Origin of the sequence: Pseudomonas sp. 37 R 15, assembly GCF_900004865.1 — a bacterium.
GTDB classification, from domain to species: domain Bacteria; phylum Pseudomonadota; class Gammaproteobacteria; order Pseudomonadales; family Pseudomonadaceae; genus Aquipseudomonas; species Aquipseudomonas fluorescens_AM.
Genome location: NZ_CVTV01000010.1, coordinates 164220 through 186348 on the forward strand (window position 1 = coordinate 164220; position 22129 = coordinate 186348).

The following is a 22129-nucleotide window of genomic DNA, read 5'->3' on the forward strand; positions in this document are numbered from 1 at the left end:
CTTGTGGTGACCTGAAGGGCACTATAGATTGGCGCTCACGCAATCGATATTGGCGTTTTCCCACATGGTCAATGCAGCCGCGCACTATCAGGTCGACTACACCGACCTGTCGCTGGTCCTCGCTCTGGTCCGTGGCGGCACGCTGGCGCGGGCGGCGGGGTTGCTGCGGGTGGATGTGTCCACAGTGTTCCGGGCAGTGCGGCGCCTGGAAGCAGCCCTGGGCCAGACGTTGTTTGAAAAAAGCCGCGCTGGCTATCTGCCTACCAGTTTAGCCAACCACTTGGCGCAGCAGGCCGAGCGCGCGGAGCTTGCCCTGGAAGCTGCGCGTATCGGTGTGGAGCAGGGCGGTGAAGTGATCAGCGGCACGGTGCGCCTGACCTGTACCGACTCGGTGCTGCAAGGTCTGCTGCTACCCGCCCTGGCCAGGTTCATGGCGGACTATCCGGCGTTGATCCTGGAACTGAGCACCTCCAACGATTTCGCCAACCTCAGCCGCCGCGATGCGGATATCGCGCTGCGTCTGACCCGCAAGCCGCCGGAGCATCTTGTCGGACGTTGCCTGGGCACAGTGACCTATCAGGTGTGCGCCAGTGCCGACTATGCCCGTCGGCATGCAGGCCAGGAACTGGCCGACCTGGCCTGGATCGCGCCGGACGACTTTTTGCCCGACCACCCCACCGTGGCCTGGCGCCGTGAGCATCTGCCGGGCGTGCGTCCCGGTTATCGCTGCAACAGCATGCAGTCGGTGACGGAATTGGTGCGCGCCGGGCTTGGGGTGGCCGCGTTGCCGGATTTCCTGATAAACGATGGCCTGCAACCCCTGGGACCCGCGTTGGCAGGGCATGAGACGGCGCTGTGGCTGTTGACGCGCCCTGATTGCCGGGCGTTGCGTTCGGTGGTGACGCTGTTTGATGAGCTGGGGCGACACGTGCGCTGGCTGCGCCATTAGGTTTTGCGCACAAAGTGCTGATGCATTTCACAGGTCAGGGTTTCGATACGCTCGGTCAGCTGTTTGGTCATTTCCGTCAGCCGCGTGTTCTGCTCCAACAGTTCCAGCAGCTGTTGGGTGGTCTGTTCCGCCTGGGCCTGGCGTGCGGTATTGGCGGTGGCCAGGGCTTCGCGGTGTTGTGCGTCGGCGTCGGACTGGGCTTTGTCGCGCGCCGCCTGGCGCGTCTGGGCCAGCAGGATCAGCGGCGCGGCATAGGCCGATTGCAGACTGAAGGCCAGGTTGAGCAAGATGAAGGGGTAGACGTCGAAGTGGGTGATGCCGGTCATGTTCAGCACCACCCACAGCACCACAATGGCGGTTTGCGCGCCAAGGAACGTTGGGGTGCCAAAGAAGCGCGCGAAGGCTTCGGCCTTGAGGGCAAAGGTGTCGTTGCCAAAGGTCGGCGCCAGGTGAGCGTGGTGGCGATGGAAACGCAGGTGGTCGACAGGGATTGGGTCAGGTTTATCTGAAGTCATGGCGGGCTCGAGTCGATGGCGTAAGGCTTACGCACTATAGACCGAGCCCCGGCCAGGCACATGAAGAAGCCGTCAGCGATTGCCCCGCTCATTGGCGAACGCGCTCACCGCCTGCACCGCCTCGCTGGTGCCTTCACGAATCTGCAGGATCACCGTACCGGCCTGGTTGGCCAGCTCCACGCCCTGAGCCGCGCGGTCGCGGGTGGCGTCCATGCTGTCGATGGCCTGGCGGGTTTCGTCCTGGATCATGGCGATCATGCCGGAAATTTCCGCCGTGGAGCCGCTGGTACGCGCCGCCAATTGGCGGACTTCATCGGCGACCACGGCAAAGCCACGGCCTTGCTCCCCCGCGCGGGCCGCTTCGATGGCGGCGTTGAGGGCCAGCAGGTTGGTCTGGTCGGCGATGCCGCGAATGGTGTTGACGATGGTGGTGATCTGCTGTGACCGCTCACCCAACTTGGCGATCAGTTGCGAGGAGGCGTCAATATCGACGGCGATTTCGCGCATGCCGGTGGCGGTTTTCTGAATCACGTCGGCGCCCTTTTCGGCCATGTCCTGGGTATTGAGCGACAGGTGATACGCCTGCGCAGCGCTTTGCGCGTCAGCGGCATGCTGTTGCACACGGGCGGTGACATCCGAGGCAAACTTCACCACTTTGCACAGACGCCCGCTGGCGTCGTACACCGGGTTGTAGTTGGCTTCGAGCCACAGCGCGTTGCCGTGCTTGTCCACGCGCTCGAACTGGCCGTTGAACAGTTCACCCTGGTTCAGACGCTTCCAGAATTCGCTGTAGGCAGCGCTGCCGGCAAGCGCCGGGGTGCAGAACAGACGGTGATGCTTGCCCTGGATCTGCGCCAGGCTGTAGCCCGTGCGCTGCAGGAAGTTCGCATTGGCGGTGATGATGGTGCCATCGAGGTTGAACTCGATCATCGCCATGGCGCGGTCGATGGCTTGCAGCTTGGCATTGGCTTCACTTTCGGCCTGCAGGCGTGGGGTGACGTCCATCGCGTACTTCACCACTTTGATCACGCGGCCGGCTTCATCCTTGACCGGGTTGTAACTGGCTTCCAGCCATACCGATTGGCCATCGGCGCCTACCCGTTCAAAGGTGCCTGACTGGAATTGGCCGTTACGCAACTGCGTCCACAGCTGGTTGTACTCGGCGCTGCGGGCGAACGTCGGTGTGCAGAACATGCGGTGGGGTTGGCCCAGGATCTGTTCGGCGCGGTAGCCCATGGTCTTGAAGAAATTGTCATTGGCGCGCAGCACCGTGCCCTGCAGGTCGAATTCGATAACCGCCATGGAACGCTCGATCGCGTCCAGCAGGCTGGCTTGTTGCGCAGTGGTGTGTTGCAAGGCAGTGATGGTTTTTTTGTAAGCGTTGAATAGCATGTTCGGGAGCTCGAGCAGGCATGCGTATGAGGATTCCATGTAGATGCGCCTGACCCCGTAGGGCATCTGGGCCTCACGGTTGACTTGCTCATTGCCAGCTTCCTTGTGCTGACAGAGGGGGGTGGAACAACGGGTTCAGAGTGATTGGCCAGCCAGGAAGTTCGCCTCCTGGGAAGCTTTTTTCTGACTAGGTGACCAGTGGTGGCAGTATGCTATCTCGGCAGGCTTTCGGAGGAAGATTCAGACGAAGAGTTGTAAGACGACTCAGGCTGACGTCTTACCGGCGACGGAGGGTATTGACCTCATAACCTGCGAGGAACAGATCGATCGCCGATTCGATCACATGGGCCTGGGACGCTGCGTCGAGGGTGGGTTGGCCAAGGGTAATCTGCGGCCAGAAAGCAAAGGCCTTGAGCAGGCTTTGTATCTGGTGAGCGGCGAACGCCGGATCGTCGCCACTCAGTCGTCCGTCTTCCTGGGCGGCGCGTACCCACAAGGTAAAGCCTTCTTCACGCGCGCTCAGGCGGCTGACCATGTCCTGGGCGCGTTCCGGCGAATGAATGGTGGCCGCAATGGCCACGCGCGCCAGGTCGAGGAAGTTGGCGTCCGACATCATCTTCATTTTCGCTTCCAGCAACTTGCGCAGTTGATCGCGCAACGGTTGGTCGCTGCTGTATGCCACATCCAGCTGCGCGGCACTGCTGGCCCACAACTGATGGAGAATTTCGGCGAATAGCTCTTCTTTACTGGGGAAGTGGTTATAGACCGTACGCTTGGAAACGCCGGCAGTGGCGGCGATCCTGTCCATGCTGGTGACCTCGAAGCCATTCTTGCGAAATTCGGCGATGGCCGCCGTCACGATAGCTTCGCGTTTACGGTCGGTGAGGCGTGGGGAGGCATTCATGGAGGACGTTCGGCTCAAAAATGAAATTACACTCGGCAGTTTACTTGTTCAGGATTTTGTTGCAATGTAGAAACTACACTGTGCAGTGTAATTCATGAGCAGACGTAGGAGTCACTGTGTAATGGGCACCCTTTCAACCCGTCTCGATCCCGCACCCACTGCGCTCAAGCCTGCCGAGCGGGAGCAGGGCCACTTCCATAACGATGCGCCGGTGCCGCACGGTGGCTTTGGCAAGACCTTGCGCATCTTTTGGAACATGTTGTTTAACAAACCGCGTACTACAAGGCCTGTGGGCAATATCCCGGTACAGCGCCTGACCCGTGAACACCTTGAGGCAGCCCCCAATCACAGTGTGTTCCGCCTGGGCCATTCAACCGTGCTGCTGAAAATGCGCGATAAGTTCTGGATCACCGATCCGGTGTTCGCCGAGCGCGCCTCGCCGTTCAGTTGGGCCGGACCCAAGCGTTTCCACCCACCGCCTATCACCCTTGAAGCATTGCCGCCCTTGGAGGCGGTGATCCTGTCCCACAATCACTACGACCACCTCGACCGCGCGGCGGTCGTCCAGTTAGCCGACAAGACGCGCTACTTTCTGGCGCCTTTGGGGGTGGGAGACACGCTGGTCAAATGGGGTGTGGATGCCGGCAAAGTGCGGCAACTGGACTGGTGGCAGGGCATCGAGGTCGATGGCGTCCGTTTTGTTGCCACGCCGGCGCAGCATTTTTCCGGGCGTGGCCTGTTTGACGGCAATCAGACCCTATGGTGTTCCTGGGTGATGATCGATGACGCGCGGCGGATATTTTTCAGCGGCGATACGGGGTATTTCGACGGCTTCAAGCGGATCGGCGAGCAATACGGACCGTTTGACCTGACCCTCATGGAAACCGGGGCCTACAACGTCGACTGGCCTCACGTGCATATGCAGCCGGAGCAAACATTGCAGGCGCATATCGACCTCAGGGGCCGTTGGCTGCTACCGATTCACAACGGCACGTTCGACCTGGCGTTCCACGCCTGGCACGAGCCGTTCGACCGCATCATGGCACTGGCCTGGGAGCGCAATGTGTCGATCACTACACCGGCCATGGGGCAGGCGTTCAGGCTCAACCAGCCCGAGCGAGGGCATGCGTGGTGGCTGGAAGTAGAGACTCAAGATGCAAAAGGACACGCTGCAGGCTGATTAACGAGCGTGGGGAAAAAGGTGTTTTCAGGGTGTTTCAACACTGCGACAAACGTCGGACGGGAGTGCGATGATCCCTCGGAAATTTAATGTCGGGGGAGACGTTGTCATGAACGATAACTGCAAGAAAGTGTGGCGATTGGGCATACCCTGCTTACCGGCGTGCACGCACGCCGTTGCGCATGAGAGCGCTGATCCTGGTTCTTCCAGCCCCACCCAGGCGCGAACCGACAACGCCAACTCCGGTGCTATCGTCTTCGGTGCTACGCGCGCTGAGGGAGCGGTGCTCATACCCGGCTACAATGCTTTGGCGCCAATGATCAGGCCCACGCGAGACCCGGCTTTATCACTGATCGCAATCAGTGGTGTCGACCCCACTGAGCCCGTGATGGTTGAAGTCCCCCTGGTGCAAAACAGCAGCGCTTCGGATGCATCCCTGGTGCTGGAGGGATGGCGTATCGGTTATGCCAGCCGATATGTACGCGATGGTCAAATCGAACCCGCCGATCACAGTGCGACCCTGCAGCGCGCGCTCGTCATCCTGCGCCAGGCGGGCGTGCAGTTAGTAGCAGTGGACGTGCAGTGTACGAGCGACCCGCTTGAATCCGGCACTGCCATCGATGGGCTTGTGACCCGTCATCGTTTGGATGCCTTGATATCAGACGAGCAAAGCCAGGCGTTTCATGCCGCTTGCAGAAGCGGCTACCCCAGTGGCTGCCAGGCACTGGAAGAGGGGGCCAGGCTCTGGTTTTATGGGGCCCGCTGGGCGGGTGAGCGGGTGAAGGTTCTGCTGCGAATTTATGCTCAACTGATAGCATCCAGCGTACCTACAGCAGTTATGGAATGATCATACCGGGCAGTGGGATTAGCTCTGCATAGAGCTGCCGGAACAACCTCTTAGACTGCTGTCGGGTTATCGGACGATAGCCCTCATTCAGTCACTTAAAGGGGTATTTTATGATCGGACCCGTTTCGGCAGGTGGGTGGGCGTCAGGCCTGGTGCAAGAACTTTCAAATCCGCCGCAGGGCTTCAAGGGCGCCTGTCAAATGGCAGGGGAGATGTCCAGCCGTGGTGCGGTCACCTCAGAGTCGCTGGTGAAGGACTCCCTCAGACAAATCGCTAATGTTGATCGTGGACTGCAGGGCGGTAACGCGTTTGTAGAAACCAACCCGGATGCCCTCAAGGACGCCAGGGCTCGCGATCTGGAACGTAAAAAGGGCCATTTGCGCGGGTATTTGCATGGCGTTCCCATTGCACTCAAGGATGTGTTCGAAACCGGGGACCGTATGCAGACAAGCGCTGGTTCCAAGGCGTTGGTGGGAGAGAGCGCGACTAAAAATGCCAGGGTTGTGGACAACTTGCTGGGGGCTGGGGTAGTGGTGGTTGGTAAAACCAACATGAGCGAACTGTCTAACTTCCGCTCCAAACTGCCCGTGGATGGCTGGAGTTCGCGAGGCGGCCAAACGCTGAACCCACATCGCCTCGGAGGGGCGGTGGCAGGGTCGAGTTCAGGCTCAGCAGTGGCAGTTGCCCAGGGGCATGTGCCGCTGGCGTTGGGGCTGGAAACCAGCGGGTCGGTCATTACTCCAGCGGCTTATAACGGCGTTTTTGGCTTGAAAACCTCCGTAGGCTTGCTGAGCAACGAGGGGGTCATGACCAGTTCACGCATGGATACGATTGGCACATTCACCCGTAATGTCTGTGATGCGGCAGAAGCGCTCAACGCCATGGCCGAAACCCGTGTCTATACCGAAGGCTTGCGGCCCGACGCGTTGAAAGGCAAGCGCATTGGCTACACGCCTGTGCCTGAATTGTCTGCAGAGGAGGCCAGGGACCCCGCGAAGCGGGCCGACAGCAAGCATTACGCACAGGCGCTTGAGGTGTTGCGGGCTCAAGGTGCGATCCTGGTGCCCGTTGGCACCCTCGAGGATGGCGTCGAGGAGCAAACCTACACCGATTACAACGAAGCGTTGTTTTCAGACGTCAAGCATCACTTGGAAGAGTATCTTGCCGGACGCGAAGGCTTGCCTGTCAAATCGCTTACCGAGCTGATCGCATTCAATAAGCGTAACCAGCAACCTGGTGAGCCTGATCACAAGCTGCTTGAGCTTATCAACGGCCTGGAAACGACCCAGGACCAGCGTGATAAGCTGTGGGACGCCGTCCTCCCTGTTTTTCAAAAGACCATCGATGATCCGATGAAAGAGCACAAGCTCGACGCCATGGTGTCGAATTTCCTCTCAAACAATTATTTTTTCAGTGCTGCGGCAGGTTACCCCGCAATGTCCGTTCCGTCGGGCATGGATGATGAAGGTATGCCAACTGCACTTTACCTTTACGGGGCGGCTAACAGCGAGGCCACCTTACTGTCCGCTGCCTATGTTTATGAGCAGGCCACACAGGCGATCAAAGAGCCGGCATTCCTCCCGGGCACTCCGTTTACGCCAGCACCCGTAACGGCAGATAACGCGGCCGAGGCACCTGCAGGCAACGTCTGAAGGTGATCCAACCTCTGCTCAACGGCGCAGGGTAGAGGTTGTCCCTGTGCGGCCAACCGACAAATAATGCGTAGAGCTGCGCCACTGCTGGCCCGATGTCGGCGTGGCTTGAACTCAATGTCATGGAGAGAAAACCATGGCCTGTAGAATTCACATCCTTGGCGCTGCAGGCGTCGGTACGTCCACCCTGGGCAAGGCATTGGCCGACTGCCTGAATGTGGCCTTTTTCGACTCGGACTTCTATTACTGGCAGCAAACCCCGGAACCGTTCTCTGCTGCCCGACCCAAAGATGAGCGCATCCGCCTGCTGCAGGAACACACCGCAAGCCATGAAGGTTGGGTGTTGTCCGGCTCACTCTGCGGATGGGGGGATACCCTGATCCCGCTGTTCACCCATGTGGTCTTTCTGCGCCTGGACTCCGACGTCCGCCTGCACCGCCTGCGCGTGCGAGAACAACAGCGCTACGGCGACCAGATACTCGAAGGCGGCAGCCGCCATGTAAACAGCGCCACATTTCTTGCCTGTGCCGCGCGTTACGACGACGGCAACCGCAGCCTGCGCAGTTTGCGTCGGCATGAAAGCTGGTTGAAGCCATTGAGTTGCCCGGTAATCCGGCTGGACTCTACGCACCATTCGGTTGAGGCGTTGACGAGTCAATTGATGCAGCGGGTGAACCCAGCAACCGAGAGATGATGCCGGGTGCCGCGGGGTCGGCCGCTACGGTGTCGAACCGGCGTTTGCTCATTCCCCATCCCGGTGCAAACCCAGGGAAAAACACCAACCCTTGGGCCTCCAGACAAAATGCCAGGGCCAGTCGAGTTTCATCCTCGACGTCGCCGTGGCTCTCCAGTTGTTGAACGGCCTGCACCGTCACGCCAGCCTGACGGGCCAGTTCTTCGCGGCTCCAACCCAACATGAGGCGGGCCTGGGCGCTGTGTTTGGCGGTGAATTGATGAAGGACGATCTGCTGTTCTACGAAAGAGCTCATTGCCAGAGAGGACATTGGGATTTCTCCAGGTTCGACAGGGGAGGCACAACTATACTGTGTTTTTATACAGTTGTTCCTACCGCTCATCAACTCAGGGCAAAGGCTGGCGTTTCCACTTGCGCCTATTCCACTCCCGGCACTTGGCGAATGATCAGATGATCCAGGTTTTCAATATTGGCGCTGAATACCGCGAACGTCTGCTCGGGGGTCTTCTTGCTCGGCACTTGCTTGAGCTGCGGCGTGACGCCATAGAAAAAGCAATACAACGCTCGTTCGCTGGCTGCTGCGGCCTTGATCTGCTCCAGGAATGCCGTGCGCTTGCGGTAGTTCTCGATGAGTTTTTTGCTCAGGTAGACGTTGACGGCGTAGGGCTTTTTGTCGAGCCATACCTTCTTTTCGAAGTCGATGCGAAAGCTGCTGGTGTAGTTCTTGATCGCCTTGATCCTGCCCCAGTAGATCAGGCCCGTGTTGTCCTGCAGGTATTCGATTTTTTTGAAGAACGTCCAGTACGTCGCCGTGTGCTCGCCGATTTTCAACGGCATTGATTTGAGCCTGTCCTTGTCATCGATATTCGACACGTAACACTCCACCGGGTGGGCGAATACGCTGGTTTTGTCTGGGGGGGTGTCGTTCTTGCCATGGGATGTGACGACGCGATTTGAAGGGGCCTTTGTTGGTTCTTGCAGGACGACGTTCTCGGTACCTGTCAGGGGATTCTTACGTTCGTACTGACGCCGTGTGAGCACAAACTCCGACGGGAAATGTTCCTCGCGATCGTCATCGCTTTCTCCGGCCGCGTTCCTGTGGGCGCTGGCGTAGCGGCAACCCTCGATATGCCGGGTAGCGGTCTTGTTCTTGAAATGCGGTGTGCGTCGGTAGTTGACGTTCTTTGCGTTGAACGTACTCAGTGTATTGCCGGTATCGAACGTCGCGCGGCATACATCGTTGGGGCAGAGAAAGTTGTCCGTGTCGGAATCGAAATCGGCGGTTTCGTCGAAATTCAGGTCTCGTACGTCATAGATCGACAGCTTGTCATCGAGACTCAGGCTGTAGGCCGTGTCGAATTTCATGGGGCTCGGGTCCGTGAGAGGTTTGGCTATTAATAGCGAGAACCTGCGCAAATATCAGCAAGAACTTGCAACCCGTCGCCCACTTACAAAGCACAGTGTTCCCCCGGCTGCGGTCAAGGCCGCCAGGGCATAAAACATGCTGGCCGGCGCCGCATTGATCAGCAGATACCCACAAATCAGCGGGCTCATCGCTCCGCCAAACGCCGCCAGGTTCTGCGCGCCGTAGTAACTGCCCCGCAGTGGATCGGGAGCGATGGTGTCGATGAACAGGAATTCTGCGGGGTAGATAATCATCTCGCCCAAGGTGAATACGAACATCGCCAGGCACCAACTGACCAGACTGTCGGCCAGGCTGAACCCCATCAACCCGAGAATAAACAGCAGGGTGCCCAGCACAATCCAGTGGCGTAACTGCTCGCGCTTGAGAAAACGGCCAATCTGGTACTGCAGCAAAATCACCGTGATGGCGTTGCAGGCCAACACTGCGGACAGAATCTTCAACGCGGCTGCGGGCGTGTAGGCAACCAGTAGAAACTGCGACAGGTACAGGGTGTAGCGCCCATGGACAATGGTGCTCAACAAACTGCCGCTGGTGAAGAGGATCAGCGTGCGGTCGCTGCGCAAGGTCTTGAGGGTGCGCAGAAAGCTTTGCGGTTTATGACGGGTAGTGCGTGCGGTCGGGGCAATGCCGACCATCAGGAACAGGCTGCCAAAAGCAATCGCGCTGGCGATCAGGAACGGCGCCCAGGGCAGTTGGCCGGCGATCAACACGCCGACCATGGGGCCGGTGGCATAGCCGACGTTGGTCAGGGTGTAGCGCAGGGAAAACACTTTGGCACGCTCGCCCACCGCCAGGTTTTCGCTGATGATCGCCTTGGAGCCGATCAGGAACAGTGCCGACGCGGCTTCGGTGATCATCAGGGTCAGGGTGGTGAGGTAGAGGTTGCTGGCAAACGTCAGCAACAGAAAACCGATGGAGCTGGAGAGCATGGCCAGGATCAGCAGCTTGCGCTTTTCCAGGCGGTCGATGATGTAGCCGCCGTACAGACCGAGCAACGTGGCGATAAACACGGCAACGCCCATCAGCAGGCCGATGTCCTGCTGGTTGAGGCCCAGTCGGGTACTCAGCCAGAGGGCCAGCAGTGGGCTGGTCATGGAACGGCTGACCACGATGGTCACCGAGCAAATCAACAGGCGGCGAATTACCAGGGAGTAGGTGGCCACGGCTGGGGAGAGCATCCTTGTTATTGCTTATGAACACACAGATCCAATGTGGGAGGGGGCTTGCCCCCGATGAGGGCGTGTCATTAAACGGATGTAGAGCTGACCCACCACAATCAGGGGCAAGCCCCCTCCCACCTTTTCAGACCTTGTTTCTACTGGCCGGCATTGATGCTGATCTTCTCGACCGCACCTTGCTCCAGATCCCACTTCTTCAAAATCTTGCCGTATGTCCCGTCATCAATCATGCCCTGCAACGCTTCACTGATCGCGGCGACCAACTCGGTATTGCTCTTCTCGATCCCCAACCCGGTGAACTGCTTGGAAATCGCCAGCCCCACGGGCTTGTACTTGCCCTTGTCCAGCGACATCAGATAAGGAATCGTCTCGCTGCCCTGCATCGCCGCATCCAGGCGGTTCTGCTGCAACTGCGCGCGCGCATCGGCCGAGCCTTCGGTACCGATCACCACGATCGCCGGCTTACCCGCCGCTTCGCAGTGTTCCTTGCTCCACGCGGCAATTTCCGACGGCCAGGTGGTACGGCGGCTGGTGCCGACTTTTTTTCCGCACAGGTCAGTCAATTCCTTGATCTCCTCACGCTTGGCCAGGGTGTACAGCTGCGGGCCGCTGGTGAAGTAGTCGATAAAGGTCACCGATTTCTGACGCTCGGCGGTGTCGCTCATGCCCGACAGCACGATGTCGACGCGCTTGGTGGTCAGGCCGCTGAGCATCTGCTCGAAGCCGGTTTCCTGCCATTTGATCTTCACGCCCAGACGTTCGGCCAGGGCGTTGCCCAGGTCGAAGTCAAAGCCGGTGAGCTTGTTGGTGGCCGGGTCCTTGAAATCCATCGGCGGGTAGTTCGGCACGATGGCCGCGCTGATCTCACCCTTGTCCTTGATGGCTGCGGGCAAGGCCGCGAACACCGCGCTGGAAGCCATCAGGCCGGCGAGCAACGAAGGAATGAACATTTTTTTCATGGGGGCGTTCTCGTTAGTTTTTTAGTTAAGTGCGAACGGCAGAAATGAAGCTTTGGGTACGCGGGTTTTGTGGGCTTATTAGAATGTCTTCGGGGCTGCCGGCTTCCACAATCTGGCCAGCATCCATAAACACCATGCGGTTGGAGACTTCGCGGGCAAAGCCCAACTCATGGGTGACCACGATCATGGTCATGCCGGTGGTGGCCAAATCGCGCATCACCGACAGCACTTCGCCTACCAGCTCCGGGTCGAGGGCTGACGTGGGTTCGTCGAATAACATCAGCTTGGGGCGCATCGCCAACGCGCGGGCAATCGCCACACGCTGCTGCTGGCCGCCGGACAACTCCACCGGGTAGGCATTGCGCTTGTCCGCCAGGCCCACGCGGGCCAGCAACTCCAGCGCATCCTCGGTGGCCTCCTTGGGCGAGCGCTTGAGCACCTGGCACGGGCCTTCGATGATGTTTTGCAGCACGGTCATGTGCGGGAACAAATTGAAACGCTGGAACACCATGCCGGTGGCCAGGCGCTGCCGGGCGATCTGCACTTCGTTCATCTCGTGCAGCTTGTTGCCGACCACCCGGTAACCGACCAGTTCGCCGTCGACCCACAGGCCGCCCTTGTCGATTTTTTCCAACTGGTTGACGCAACGCAGCAGGGTACTTTTACCCGAGCCGGACGGGCCGATGATGCACATCACTTCGCCTTGCTCGACCTCGATATTGATGTCGCGCAGCGCGTGATACTGGTCGTAATACTTGTTCAGGTTGACGGCCTTGACGATGCTTCTCATGGGGAAAATCTCCTCAACCCAGACTTACGAACGCTTGCCGGCGCCGCGGGCAAAACGACGCTCGAGGCGGCTTTGACCAAATGAAAGAACCGTCACCACCGCCAGGTACCAGATGCCGGCCACCATCAGCAGCTCCATGACCCGCGCGTTGGCGTAGTAGATGTTTTGCGCGTTGTGCAGCAGCTCCGAGTACTGGATCACACTGGCCAGGCTGGTCATTTTCACCATGCTGATGAACTCGTTGCCTACCGGCGGAATAATCACGCGCATGGCCTGCGGCAGAATGATCCTGCGCAGCGCCTGCAGGCTCGGCATGCCGATCGACTTGGCGGCTTCGTACTGGCCGGTGTCCACCGACAACAGCCCGGCGCGCACTACTTCGGCGGTGTACGCGCCCTGGTTGATGCTGAGGCCGAGCAGGGCGGCGACGAATGGGGTCATCAGGTCAACGGTGTCGAGGCTGAACAGGCCGGGAATGGCGATCACCGGGAAGATCAGCGCCAGGTTGAACCACAACAGCAGTTGCAGAATCAAGGGCGTACCGCGAAACAACCAGGTGTACGTAATCGCGACGTAGCGCAGGATCGGGTTGGCCGACATGCGCATGATCGCCGTGATTACCCCGATCACCACGCCCAGCGCCATCGCCAGGATCGACATGATGATGGTATTGGCCAGGCCCCAAAGAATGGCTTCGGACGTCAGGAACTGCCCGATGTAGGACCATTCGATCTGACCCTTGGCAAACGCACGCAACAGCGCCGCCAACGCAATCACGATCAACGTGGCAAAAAACATCCGCCCGTAATAACGCCGCGGCACGTGCTCGTACTGGGTGATATCGAACTGGTTTTCGGACAACTTGCGCTCTATCTCCAAGCGCTCGGCCGGGGTCTGGTTCATGGTGGTTCTCCAAAAAACGACTACTGTTGCACTCGGTCCATCTATTGAAGCACGGTCAAATGTGGGAACGGGCTTGCCTGCGATAGCGCCCGTCCACACAGCAGAAAATTCCCAGGGTTAAATCCGAAACCCCTGATAACCCTCGACCCACTTGCGCTGCTCAGCCAACGCCACCTTCAACCGCGCCATCTGCTCCTTCACCCGCTCCGGCGCGGTCCCCCCCCAACCACTGCGCGCCGCAATCGCCGCTTCCAGGGTCAGGCAGTCGCGCACCTCGGGTGTGAGTCGAGCATCCACCTGCGCCAACATGGCCGGCGAGGCTTCCCACAGCTCAATCTCATGTTTCTCACAGGCCTGCACCAACGCGCCGGTAATCTCATGCGCTTCCTTGAACGGCACCCCCCGGGTGGCCAGCCAATCCGCCACCTCAGTGGCCAGGGTAAAACCCATCGGCGCCTGCCGCCGCAGCTCTTCGACCTGCACCTTCATGGTCGCGACCATCCCGGCCATCGCCGGCAACACCAGCAGCAAGGTGTCCACGCTGTCCAACACGCTGTGCTTGTCTTCGCTCAAATCACGGTTGTACGACAGCGGCAACGACTTGAGCGTCGACATCAACCCGGTCAGATTGCCAATCAAACGCCCGGCCTTGCCCCGCGCCAGTTCGGCAATGTCCGGGTTCTTTTTCTGCGGCATGATCGAGCTACCGGTAGCGTAGGCATCATCCAATACCACCCAGCGAAACTGGCGCGACGACCACAGGCAAAACTCCTCCGACAGCCGCGAAATATTCACCCCGAGCATGCCCGCCACAAACAGAAACTCCGCGACATGGTCGCGGCTGGCGACAGCGTCGATGGAGTTTTCGCACGGCCCGGTGTAACCCATTTCCTTGGCCGAATACTGCGGCTGGCGTGCAATCGCCGAACCCGCCATCGCCGCCGCGCCGAGGGGCGACAACGCCGTACGCGCATCCCAATCCACCAAGCGCTGCACATCGCGCAGCATCGACTGCGCATGGGCCAGCAAGTGGTGGGCGAACACAATCGGCTGCGCCTGCTGCAGATGGGTGAAGCCGGGGCAGATGCTCTCAACATGCTGCTCGGCCTGCTCGACCAATGCCTGCTGCAAACCCAGCACCTCGGTGGCGATGGTGCGCGCATGGTCACGCAGGAACAGGCGCAGGTCGTTGGCCGTCTGGTCATTGCGCGAACGCCCGGCGCGCAACTTGCCGCCCAGGGCGCCGAGGCGCTCGGTCAATACGCGTTCGATAAAGGTGTGAACGTCTTCGTCATCCAGGGTCGGATGCAGGCGGCCGGCGGCGAAGTCATCGCCGATACGGTCCAGGGCTTCCAGCGTGCGTAGGGTCTCCGACTCATCTAGCAACCCGGCGCGCTGCAACTCACGAGCATGGGCACGGGAGCCGGCCAGATCGTAAGGCGTGAGGCGAAAATAACGCTCGGGGCAGCGCGACAACGCGGCCAAGGCTGCAGACGGACCGGTCTTGAAACGAGCGCCCCAAAGGCGGTCGGTGGGCTGGGACATGGGTATTCCTCACGCTTGTTTTTAGAAGAGTCGGAGGCAGTGAAAATAAGATTTCAACGGGGTAGAACCGGCGTCTGACGCGCCGTATTCAAGGTTGCCAAGGGCGGATGTTTATGTTCATTATCGCCGCCTGGCTATGTTCAAGGATTGGGTTCAAGCCTGTTGAATATGGCACTCGAGGTCAACGCGCATTATGGAAACCCCACTTTCCACTTCTGGAAACCTGCCCCCCAAACCCGGCACAAGACCGCCGCTGCAACTGAGCGGACTGGACTTCAAATTGCTGCGGGTATTTATGGCCGTGGTCGAGGCCGGCGGTTTCAGTGCCGCGCAAAACGAGCTGAATGTGGGCCTGGCGGCCATCAGCAAACAGATTTCCGACCTCGAGATTCGCATCGGCATGCGCCTGTGCACACGGGGCCGGGAAGGCTTCGGGCTGACCGAAGAAGGCAAGTTGGTGTATCAAGCGTCCATTGAGTTATTTACCTCGGTGGACAGTTTTCGCGACAAGCTTAGTTCGGCGCAAAACGAACTGATTGGCGACCTTAGTGTGGGCGTTATTGATAACACCGTCTCCGATGTTAACTCCCCGCTTATTGCCGCCTTGCGCACTTTGCACAGCGAATCGCCAAAGATCAGATTGCGCCTGCATGCTTCGCAATTGGATGAAGTTGAACGCGGCGTAGTGGAAGGACGCCTGGTCGCCGGCATCGTCCCGGTGTACCAACGCCGCGAAGAATTCGACTACTTCCCGCTCTACGAAGAAAAGGCCCACGCCTACTGCGCCGTAGGACATCCGCTGTTCACCGCGAACGACATCCCGCCCGAGGTACTGCGCCAATACGAAGTGGTCAACCACCGCTACGCGATCCACCGCGACAAGCCCAACTTCGTCAACCACGACAGCCAGTCCGCCTCGGCCTCCCAAGTGGAAGCCGTCGCCATCCTGATCCTCACCGGCCGTTTCCTGGGCTTTCTGCCGGAACACTACGCCGCGCCGCTGGTAAGGGAAGGGCGCCTGCGTGCACTGTGCCCGGAGTTGGTCCACCTGAGCACCGCGTTCAACCTGATCCTGCGCCACAACGCGCCAAGAAGCCCGATGGTCAAAGCCTTCGCCATGGCGCTGGGCGTGGACCTGAAGACGCCGCTCTAAGCCCCGTCAAAGATCAAATGTGGTAGGTGTCGAGCCCCAGCGAGGCAGCGATGGGATCGACTCGGTTCTCCAGCCGATCCCAATTACCCGCATCACCGCTGCAACCGAGCCCGCCTTTTCTTCTTCGCATGAAAATGCCGAAAATGCGCATCCTGCGCCGCCGCCAGCAACTCCCGATCCCCACGCGTATCGCCCCAGGCCCTGAGCCGATACTCCCCCAGGTCCCCATACACCGCCTCAAGCCGCAGCACCTTGTTCTCACAGCGGCAATTGTTCCCCGTGAGCTTACCGGTCAGCACCCCGTCCACCACCTCAAGCTCAGTCCCGATCAAGCGGATCCCGAGCCGATCGGCAAACGGCTGCAACACCAACGCCGGCGACGCCGAACACAGCGTCACCACCGCCCCCGAGCCCAACTCCTGCTCCACCGACAACACCCCCGCCGGGCGCATCAACCGCGCCCAATTGCGCTGGCAATACTCCTCGGCCTTCTGCTGCACCCAGGTCTTTTCCACACCGGTCATAAAGGTGCGGATCAACTGCGCCTTCAACTCATCCCGGCTGATCTGGCGCACCAAAAAGCGCAGCCCAGGCACTGCCAGCTTCACCATCCGGCCATAAAACGCGCCAGTGCCAAAGGCAAACTTGAGGAAGGGCACGAAACTGTCGTGGTGGGTCAGGGTGCCGTCGAAGTCAAAGACGGAAAGTACTTTGGCGTCAGCGGGGCCGGCTTCGAGCATGTCTGGGTTCACGGGTTGGCCTCGGTCCTATCTGGTATTTTTTGAATGTGCATCAGGTGTGACAGCAGGAGTCTACTCCCGTGCCAATCTTCCGATCTTGGCGTAAAGCCCCTCGGTGAAAGCCTTTCGATCACTCGACCGGTGACAACGCTGATGGCAATTGGGACACAAGGCTACAGCATTGCTGATGCGATCCGAACCCTTCTGGGCGAGGTGCTTGACGTGATGTACTTCAAGAAATGGCAAACCGTCGACCTCGAAAGGCGCGTTAGAACCGCAGCCTTCGCAGATACCGTTGGCTTCTTTCAACACCCAGGCGCGTACCTTTGGATCACGAACGAAGGCTGCGCTGACGGTGGGTACTTTCTGTGGTTGGACAATGCCGTCCGGTCTTTTTAGGGAGGCTTGTTGCTGCAGCTTGGACGCGCGGCGGATAAGCGTTTGCTCGTCTGCTGTTTGGGCGGCGTCCTCGGATTCGGACACACCCTGCGCGGCGAGCGCTTGGCGGATGCGTTGTTCTACGCCTGTGCCCACGTTCTTCGCAGGCTTATAGCCTTCGATGCGGTCCAGGCCCATACGGTCTAGCACGGTGGAGATATTTTGCATGCGGAACTCAATGGAGCCCTTCGCTCGGCCTGCCACCGGGCCTTCGCGCAGAAGTCGATTTTCGAGGGCTTTGTTGAAAGGTTGGCCGCTCTTTTCCCAGGCCAGCATCTTTAGGTAAGCCTCGACTGCCGCTGCCAGTTCCGCGTCGCTCCAGTCCGTTTTGTCTTTCGTAATATCCATGCAGCCGCCGAGGGTAGAAAACCCTCGGACGATACTGAGTAGCCATTATTACGTCTACGAAATTTCCTACGGATTGGTCGGAGTTGACGGTCGTGTTCGTCAGCAAATTCGCTGCTTGATTCGGAAAGGCTGCATGAGCTTGCGCCACCACGGAGTTTTTGAGAGCTGTAGCCGATGGGTCCGGTTCACCAACAGGTAAGGCATATCCCGCAGCCTAATCCAGCCTTCGTCTTGCCAATGCAGCAAGTTCAAAGACATCTCCGGCCAATCCAGCATGCTCAACAGCGGTCTCTCTACCGTTCGTGGCTGATGCTCATCTCGCAATGTTGGAACCACTTCGTGAGTGAGCCAGCTGCGTAACAGGCGATTCCCCGGTGTGTAGTGATAGACCAGCAGCGCGTAGGCACCTGATTCGCTGATCATCAGCATTTCTTCCGGCTGACCGTGGAACAGCAGCGTTAACGTTCTTCGCTGGTCTTCATCGAGCTTTCGAGTTGTTCGTTCATCTAGATACCAGCCCATCAAGCGCCCGAGATCGCGAGCGCAAAACCATGGTTGGTTTTCCAGAAGGACAGCGTGCAGAGGAAGGCTTTGACGGGTGAAGACGGTGGGAGCGAGGGGATCATGCATGACGCACCTCCGTGACTGGACGTGCTTGAAGGGCAGTTCTGACGCAGTAGATAGCCTTCGCAAGGAAGGTGAAAATTTTAGGCATTTCCATTACCTCTGTGTGATGTCAGCTTTCTTAGGGCTGGGTGCCGGGAGTTAAGAAACCCCACACAGAGGGCCGGACATATTCCCCTTTCGGGTCTTGTATTAGCCCACTCCCGGCATAACAGAGATTTTCGATACCCACGGGGATACCGTAGGCACAAAAAAGCCGCTACTGTCGGGTGCGGTCAGTCCGCTGTGTGAGGTGTTTCTTAGGCACCAGGCTCGAAGACTATTGCTCCTAGTCAAAAAAGGCAAGACCGGCAATTCGGGGTCGACTTGTGAGGGAAAATAAAATCAAAAGCCAAAAAATCTTGTAATATTTGCGCTGCTTGGATGGTGCTGTCTAAATAATTTTTAAAAAAAGGAATTAAAGTGCTTAATTGGAAGGGTTTATTAAATGACTCGCGGCGCAAAAGTAAGGGGCAGGTGGCAGTGCCGGGTGTTGAAAGTGGAAGATATCAGTTTGAACGAGACTATGATCGTATTTTATTTGCCGCGCCTACTAGGCGGTTAGCCGATAAAACTCAAGTTTTTCCACTTGATAGGAATGATAGCGTTCGTACTAGGCTTACTCATTCACACGAAGTTTCTACTCTTGCTAGAAGCATTGGCTTGAGGTTAGTTTATGAGAAAGAAGATATCTTTGCCGGCGCTGAGCCCGGGCAATTTCTTCATCGGAGCGTCCCAGCGATGTTGGCTGCGATTGGTCTGGTCCATGATTTGGGAAATCCCCCTTTTGGTCATCAAGGAGAGGTCGCCATTCAAAATTGGTTTAAAGGTAACTGTGAGGTTATTTTACGTGGAATGAGTTTCGACGATGCTAGAGATTTTTTTGGGTTTGATGGTAATGCTCAGACTGTCAGGTTGGTAACAAAGCTGCAGATATTAAATGACAGGTTTGGTTTGAACTTGACGTACGGAACACTGGCGGCGTTGATTAAATATCCCGTGCCAGTCAGCGGTGTTGATGAAAAGCAATGGAAAAAGCAAGGGTATTTTAAGTCGGAGCAAGATGTAGTAGATGATATTTGGAGGGAGACTGGGCTTGAACAAGGAATTAGGCATCCTCTCACCTATGTCATGGAGGCGTGTGATGATATTGCATACTCGGTTTTGGATGCTGAAGACACAGTGAAAAAAAGTTTTGCTTCTTACTATGATTTGCTTAGGTTTTTGAAACGTGAGTGTGGTAGTGATGAAGTTGCCGCGAGAGTTATTAAAAAATCTGAGGAAAGCAGTTCAAGTTTTGAAGGTCAAGGGTTGAGCCCTCAAGAACTAAACGAGTGCTCTATGCAAATGTTTAGAGTTTATTCAATCACAGAAATGGTTGGATCTGTGGTGGATACGTTTTCGGAAAAGGTTGATTGTCTATTAAAAGGTACACAGATTTACAATGGGCTGATTAGTGAGTCGAAGTCAAAAAAACTCTGTAAGGCTCTTAAAAGATTTGATTTTGAGTATGGGTTTAAACACAAAAGTGTTCTTGAGCTTGAGTTAAAGGGTAATACGTATATCACTGAAGTTATGGATATGTTATGGGTCGGAGTGCATGGCCGTCTTGCACAGCGGCAGCAATCAAGCACTCCTTTTGGGAAGTATGCGTACTCTCGTATCTCGGAAAGCTACAGACGAATTTTTGAGGATGAAAGTAACGATTTGCCCGTTGGTTACAAGGAAGCTCAGCTTCTGGCCGACGCGGTATCTGGGATGACAGATAGTTACCTCATCGCTCTGCATTCAGAGTTGAAGCCTTTATATGATAGCCACTGCAAATAATTTAACGACTCTTAAAAAAAGGGTGCTTAGGTTTTTTGAGTCCCCTAAGAGAGTAGAAGTGCGAAACTTTATCAGGGTTCTATCTTGTAAGGGAGAGGTTTTGGTTTTTGGAGGGCTGCTAAGGGATATTGCACTGTATGGTGGTGATAGTTTTAATTCGGATATAGATTTAGTTGTTGATTGCTCTCCGGCTGTTTTGTTTGATTTTTTTGAAGCTATGTCTCAGCTTGGTAGGAAAAATAATTTTGGAGGGTATAGAGTAAAGGTGGGAGGATGGTCGATAGATGTTTGGCCAATAAAAAAAACCTGGGCGTTTGCTAGTGGGTATGTACCGTATGTAGATAGGCGTAGCTTGCTTTTAACCACGATAACGAACTGGGATGCTATAGCTTATTCTTTCAAGGATGGAGCGTTGATTTCTCGAGATGATTATATTGAGTCTCTTACAAGAAAAGAGTTAGATGTGATTCTTGTTGAAAACCCTAATAGGCAAGGGGCTTTTTTGCGTGTGCTTAAACTTATTTTTGATAAGCGGGTAGAGGTGCTACTTCCTAGGGCGGTGGCTTATTTAAAGTCGGAATTTGAAAGATTTTCTCCGGATGAATTGTTTGTCTTACAAAAAAAAGCGTTTGGGAAGGTATATTTTTCTTTAGCGGATATAATTTTTTTTCAGAAAGAAATTTCTTTGTTAGAAAGAGATCTTTTTGGAGCGCCGATTTTTCTGAAAGGTGGTAACTTAGGTATTGAATTTCAGTGAGTGGTTGTGTTGGGGGCAGTTGAATTAAATGGTTGCGTGTAGCAAGTGCTTGGGGTGAATATAGATCTGAAAAAAAATGCCGTTTATTCTATAGAATAAACGGCGTTTTTTACATGAGGCGCACTAGTCCCAGCTCAACGCCCCACCAGTCTGATACTCAATAACCCGAGTCTCAAAGAAGTTCTTCTCTTTCTTCAAATCCATAATCTCACTCATCCACGGGAACGGATTCGTCGTCCCCGGATACTCTTCCTTCAACCCAATCTGCGACAAACGACGGTTAGCGATGAACTTCAGATAGTCCTCCATCATCGCCGCATTCATGCCGAGAACACCGCGAGGCATGGTATCCCGCGCATATTCAATTTCCAGCTGCGTCCCCTGCAGGATCATCTGCGTTGCTTCTTCCTTCATCTCGGCATCCCACAAGTGCGGGTTTTCGATTTTGATCTGGTTGATCACGTCGATACCGAAGTTCAGGTGCATCGATTCATCGCGCAGGATGTACTGGAACTGCTCGGCGACGCCGGTCATTTTGTTGCGGCGGCCCATGGACAGGATCTGGGTGAAGCCGCAGTAGAAGAAGATGCCTTCCAGGACGCAGTAGTAGGCGACCAGGTTGCGCAGCAATTCTTTGTCGGTGTCGACGGTGCCGGTTTCGAACTTCGGATCGGAGATCGAACGGGTGTACTTCAGGCCCCAGGCGGCTTTTTTCGCGACCGATGGAATCTCGTGGTACATGTTGAAGATCTCGCCTTCATCCATGGCCAACGATTCGATGCAGTACTGGTAGGCGTGGGTGTGGATCGCTTCTTCGAAGGCCTGGCGCAGGATGTACTGGCGGCACTCGGGGTTGGTGATCAGGCGGTACACGGCCAGCACCAGGTTGTTGGCGACCAGGGAGTCGGCGGTGGAGAAGAAGCCGAGGTTGCGCATGACGATGCGACGTTCGTCGTCGGTCAGGCCTTCGGGGTTTTTCCACAGGGCGATGTCGGCGGTCATGTTGACCTCTTGCGGCATCCAGTGGTTGGCGCAGCCGTCGAGATACTTTTGCCAGGCCCAGTCGTACTTGAAGGGCACGAGTTGGTTGAGGTCGGCGCGGCAGTTGATCATGCGCTTTTCGTCGACGGCGACGCGGGCGGAGGCGCCTTCGAGTTCGGCGAGGCCTTCGGCGACGTCGAGTTTGTCCAGTTCGGCCTTGGCGCGCGCGATGGCAGCGGAGTCATTGGCGGTGACGGCGCGCGCTTCGATGGCGGCGGCAGCGCCGGC

General features: G+C 57.1%; 22 protein-coding genes. 8 read left to right on the forward strand and 14 right to left on the reverse strand.

Going from position 1 to position 22129, the window contains the following annotated elements; all coding sequences use genetic code 11:
- Positions 1-64 precede the first annotated feature (64 nt).
- A complete protein-coding gene (locus BFQ04_RS02490) occupies positions 65-949 on the forward strand; it encodes a LysR family transcriptional regulator (RefSeq protein WP_065949431.1) in 885 nt (294 codons plus the stop codon).
- On the opposite strand, the gene BFQ04_RS02495 is transcribed toward BFQ04_RS02490, so the two are convergent.
- The 3 genes from BFQ04_RS02495 to BFQ04_RS02505 form a co-directional block, all read right to left on the reverse strand.
- Complete coding sequence (locus tag BFQ04_RS02495; protein ID WP_065949432.1) at positions 946-1464, reverse strand: DUF1003 domain-containing protein; 519 nt, start codon at positions 1462-1464, stop codon at positions 946-948. The two genes, BFQ04_RS02490 and BFQ04_RS02495, sit on opposite strands and share 4 nt — an antisense overlap.
- A 72-nt stretch (positions 1465-1536) precedes the next feature.
- On the reverse strand, positions 1537-2856 hold the full coding sequence (locus tag BFQ04_RS02500; RefSeq protein ID WP_065949433.1) for a methyl-accepting chemotaxis protein: 1320 nt from the start codon (positions 2854-2856) through the stop codon (positions 1537-1539).
- A 277-nt stretch (positions 2857-3133) separates the two neighbouring features.
- Positions 3134-3760, reverse strand: coding sequence for a TetR/AcrR family transcriptional regulator (locus tag BFQ04_RS02505; protein ID WP_065949434.1), 627 nt, complete (start codon positions 3758-3760; stop codon positions 3134-3136).
- 121 nt (positions 3761-3881) lie between these two features.
- Between BFQ04_RS02505 and BFQ04_RS02510 the strand changes: the two genes are divergently transcribed.
- From BFQ04_RS02510 to BFQ04_RS02525, 4 genes are all read left to right on the forward strand, one after another.
- Entirely contained in the window at positions 3882-4940 is a 1059-nt protein-coding gene (locus BFQ04_RS02510) for an MBL fold metallo-hydrolase (RefSeq protein ID WP_065949435.1), read from the forward strand.
- 109 nt (positions 4941-5049) lie between these two features.
- The gene (locus BFQ04_RS02515; protein WP_175413235.1) at positions 5050-5787 is read left to right on the forward strand and encodes a hypothetical protein; all 738 of its coding nucleotides are present in this window, start codon (positions 5050-5052) and stop codon (positions 5785-5787) included.
- Positions 5788-5897: 110 nt separating this feature from the next.
- Positions 5898-7439, forward strand: coding sequence for an amidase family protein (locus BFQ04_RS02520; RefSeq protein ID WP_371914476.1), 1542 nt, complete (start codon positions 5898-5900; stop codon positions 7437-7439).
- A gap of 136 nt (positions 7440-7575) precedes the next feature.
- On the forward strand, positions 7576-8133 hold the full coding sequence (locus tag BFQ04_RS02525; RefSeq protein WP_065949436.1) for an AAA family ATPase: 558 nt from the start codon (positions 7576-7578) through the stop codon (positions 8131-8133).
- Here BFQ04_RS02525 and BFQ04_RS28200 read toward each other — a convergent pair.
- From BFQ04_RS28200 to argH, 7 genes are all read right to left on the reverse strand, one after another.
- Positions 8063-8443: a helix-turn-helix transcriptional regulator gene (locus BFQ04_RS28200; RefSeq protein WP_083217906.1), complete on the reverse strand. Its 381-nt coding sequence runs from the start codon at positions 8441-8443 to the stop codon at positions 8063-8065. The two genes, BFQ04_RS02525 and BFQ04_RS28200, sit on opposite strands and share 71 nt — an antisense overlap.
- 107 nt (positions 8444-8550) lie before the next feature.
- Positions 8551-9498: a hypothetical protein gene (locus BFQ04_RS02530; RefSeq protein WP_065949437.1), complete on the reverse strand. Its 948-nt coding sequence runs from the start codon at positions 9496-9498 to the stop codon at positions 8551-8553.
- Between the two features lie 54 nt (positions 9499-9552).
- Positions 9553-10722 (reverse strand): MFS transporter, encoded by a 1170-nt coding sequence (locus BFQ04_RS02535; protein WP_065949456.1) that lies wholly within the window; start codon positions 10720-10722, stop codon positions 9553-9555.
- A gap of 152 nt (positions 10723-10874) precedes the next feature.
- Positions 10875-11696: an ABC transporter substrate-binding protein gene (locus tag BFQ04_RS02540; protein WP_065949438.1), complete on the reverse strand. Its 822-nt coding sequence runs from the start codon at positions 11694-11696 to the stop codon at positions 10875-10877.
- Between the two features lie 25 nt (positions 11697-11721).
- Positions 11722-12486, reverse strand: a complete 765-nt coding sequence (locus BFQ04_RS02545; RefSeq protein ID WP_065887758.1) for an amino acid ABC transporter ATP-binding protein — start codon at positions 12484-12486, stop codon at positions 11722-11724.
- Positions 12487-12510: 24 nt separating this feature from the next.
- The gene (locus tag BFQ04_RS02550; protein WP_065949439.1) at positions 12511-13389 is read right to left on the reverse strand and encodes an amino acid ABC transporter permease; all 879 of its coding nucleotides are present in this window, start codon (positions 13387-13389) and stop codon (positions 12511-12513) included.
- Between the two features lie 117 nt (positions 13390-13506).
- A complete protein-coding gene (gene argH, locus BFQ04_RS02555) occupies positions 13507-14934 on the reverse strand; it encodes an argininosuccinate lyase (protein ID WP_065949440.1) in 1428 nt (475 codons plus the stop codon).
- Positions 14935-15127: 193 nt separating this feature from the next.
- Here argH and BFQ04_RS02560 point away from each other — a divergent pair, with 193 nt between their 5' ends.
- A complete protein-coding gene (locus BFQ04_RS02560; protein ID WP_065949441.1) occupies positions 15128-16087 on the forward strand; it encodes a LysR family transcriptional regulator in 960 nt (319 codons plus the stop codon).
- A 92-nt stretch (positions 16088-16179) separates the two neighbouring features.
- Here the strand turns inward: BFQ04_RS02560 and BFQ04_RS02565 are convergent, their stop codons facing one another.
- From BFQ04_RS02565 to BFQ04_RS02575, 3 genes are all read right to left on the reverse strand, one after another.
- Positions 16180-16827 (reverse strand): HAD-IB family hydrolase, encoded by a 648-nt coding sequence (locus BFQ04_RS02565; RefSeq protein WP_065949442.1) that lies wholly within the window; start codon positions 16825-16827, stop codon positions 16180-16182.
- 72 nt (positions 16828-16899) lie between these two features.
- The gene (locus BFQ04_RS02570; RefSeq protein ID WP_065949443.1) at positions 16900-17613 is read right to left on the reverse strand and encodes an HNH endonuclease; all 714 of its coding nucleotides are present in this window, start codon (positions 17611-17613) and stop codon (positions 16900-16902) included.
- 99 nt (positions 17614-17712) lie between these two features.
- Positions 17713-18243: a BRO-N domain-containing protein gene (locus tag BFQ04_RS02575; RefSeq protein ID WP_065949444.1), complete on the reverse strand. Its 531-nt coding sequence runs from the start codon at positions 18241-18243 to the stop codon at positions 17713-17715.
- A gap of 456 nt (positions 18244-18699) precedes the next feature.
- On the opposite strand from BFQ04_RS02575, the gene dgt reads away from it, so the two are divergent.
- Both dgt and BFQ04_RS29135 read left to right on the forward strand, forming a co-directional pair.
- Positions 18700-20103, forward strand: coding sequence for a dGTP triphosphohydrolase (gene dgt, locus BFQ04_RS02580; RefSeq protein ID WP_065949445.1), 1404 nt, complete (start codon positions 18700-18702; stop codon positions 20101-20103).
- A 58-nt stretch (positions 20104-20161) separates the two neighbouring features.
- Positions 20162-20860 carry a hypothetical protein gene (locus BFQ04_RS29135; RefSeq protein ID WP_139111888.1) on the forward strand — a complete coding sequence of 233 codons (699 nt, stop codon included), beginning with the start codon at positions 20162-20164 and terminating at the stop codon, positions 20858-20860.
- Between the two features lie 123 nt (positions 20861-20983).
- Here BFQ04_RS29135 and BFQ04_RS02590 read toward each other — a convergent pair.
- A partial coding sequence (locus tag BFQ04_RS02590) for a ribonucleotide-diphosphate reductase subunit beta (RefSeq protein ID WP_065949447.1) occupies positions 20984-22129 on the reverse strand: 1146 nt, incomplete at its 5' end.

Excerpts from the sequence above, each read along its gene's own strand:
- BFQ04_RS02530 (WP_065949437.1), bottom strand. The coding sequence starts at position 9,498 with ATGAAATTCGACACGGCCTACAGCCTGAGTCTCGATGACAAGCTGTCG.
- argH (WP_065949440.1), bottom strand. The coding sequence starts at position 14,934 with ATGTCCCAGCCCACCGACCGCCTTTGGGGCGCTCGTTTCAAGACCGGT.
- BFQ04_RS02505 (WP_065949434.1), bottom strand. The coding sequence starts at position 3,760 with ATGAATGCCTCCCCACGCCTCACCGACCGTAAACGCGAAGCTATCGTG.
- BFQ04_RS02490 (WP_065949431.1), top strand. The coding sequence starts at position 65 with ATGGTCAATGCAGCCGCGCACTATCAGGTCGACTACACCGACCTGTCG.
- BFQ04_RS02495 (WP_065949432.1), bottom strand. The coding sequence starts at position 1,464 with ATGACTTCAGATAAACCTGACCCAATCCCTGTCGACCACCTGCGTTTC.
- BFQ04_RS02515 (WP_175413235.1), top strand. The coding sequence starts at position 5,050 with ATGAACGATAACTGCAAGAAAGTGTGGCGATTGGGCATACCCTGCTTA.
- BFQ04_RS02525 (WP_065949436.1), top strand. The coding sequence starts at position 7,576 with ATGGCCTGTAGAATTCACATCCTTGGCGCTGCAGGCGTCGGTACGTCC.
- BFQ04_RS02565 (WP_065949442.1), bottom strand. The coding sequence starts at position 16,827 with ATGCTCGAAGCCGGCCCCGCTGACGCCAAAGTACTTTCCGTCTTTGAC.
- BFQ04_RS02500 (WP_065949433.1), bottom strand. The coding sequence starts at position 2,856 with ATGCTATTCAACGCTTACAAAAAAACCATCACTGCCTTGCAACACACC.
- BFQ04_RS02520 (WP_371914476.1), top strand. The coding sequence starts at position 5,898 with ATGATCGGACCCGTTTCGGCAGGTGGGTGGGCGTCAGGCCTGGTGCAA.
- BFQ04_RS28200 (WP_083217906.1), bottom strand. The coding sequence starts at position 8,443 with ATGTCCTCTCTGGCAATGAGCTCTTTCGTAGAACAGCAGATCGTCCTT.
- BFQ04_RS02510 (WP_065949435.1), top strand. The coding sequence starts at position 3,882 with ATGGGCACCCTTTCAACCCGTCTCGATCCCGCACCCACTGCGCTCAAG.
- BFQ04_RS02560 (WP_065949441.1), top strand. The coding sequence starts at position 15,128 with ATGGAAACCCCACTTTCCACTTCTGGAAACCTGCCCCCCAAACCCGGC.
- BFQ04_RS02550 (WP_065949439.1), bottom strand. The coding sequence starts at position 13,389 with ATGAACCAGACCCCGGCCGAGCGCTTGGAGATAGAGCGCAAGTTGTCC.
- BFQ04_RS02540 (WP_065949438.1), bottom strand. The coding sequence starts at position 11,696 with ATGAAAAAAATGTTCATTCCTTCGTTGCTCGCCGGCCTGATGGCTTCC.
- BFQ04_RS02570 (WP_065949443.1), bottom strand. The coding sequence starts at position 17,613 with ATGGATATTACGAAAGACAAAACGGACTGGAGCGACGCGGAACTGGCA.
- BFQ04_RS02575 (WP_065949444.1), bottom strand. The coding sequence starts at position 18,243 with ATGCATGATCCCCTCGCTCCCACCGTCTTCACCCGTCAAAGCCTTCCT.
- BFQ04_RS02545 (WP_065887758.1), bottom strand. The coding sequence starts at position 12,486 with ATGAGAAGCATCGTCAAGGCCGTCAACCTGAACAAGTATTACGACCAG.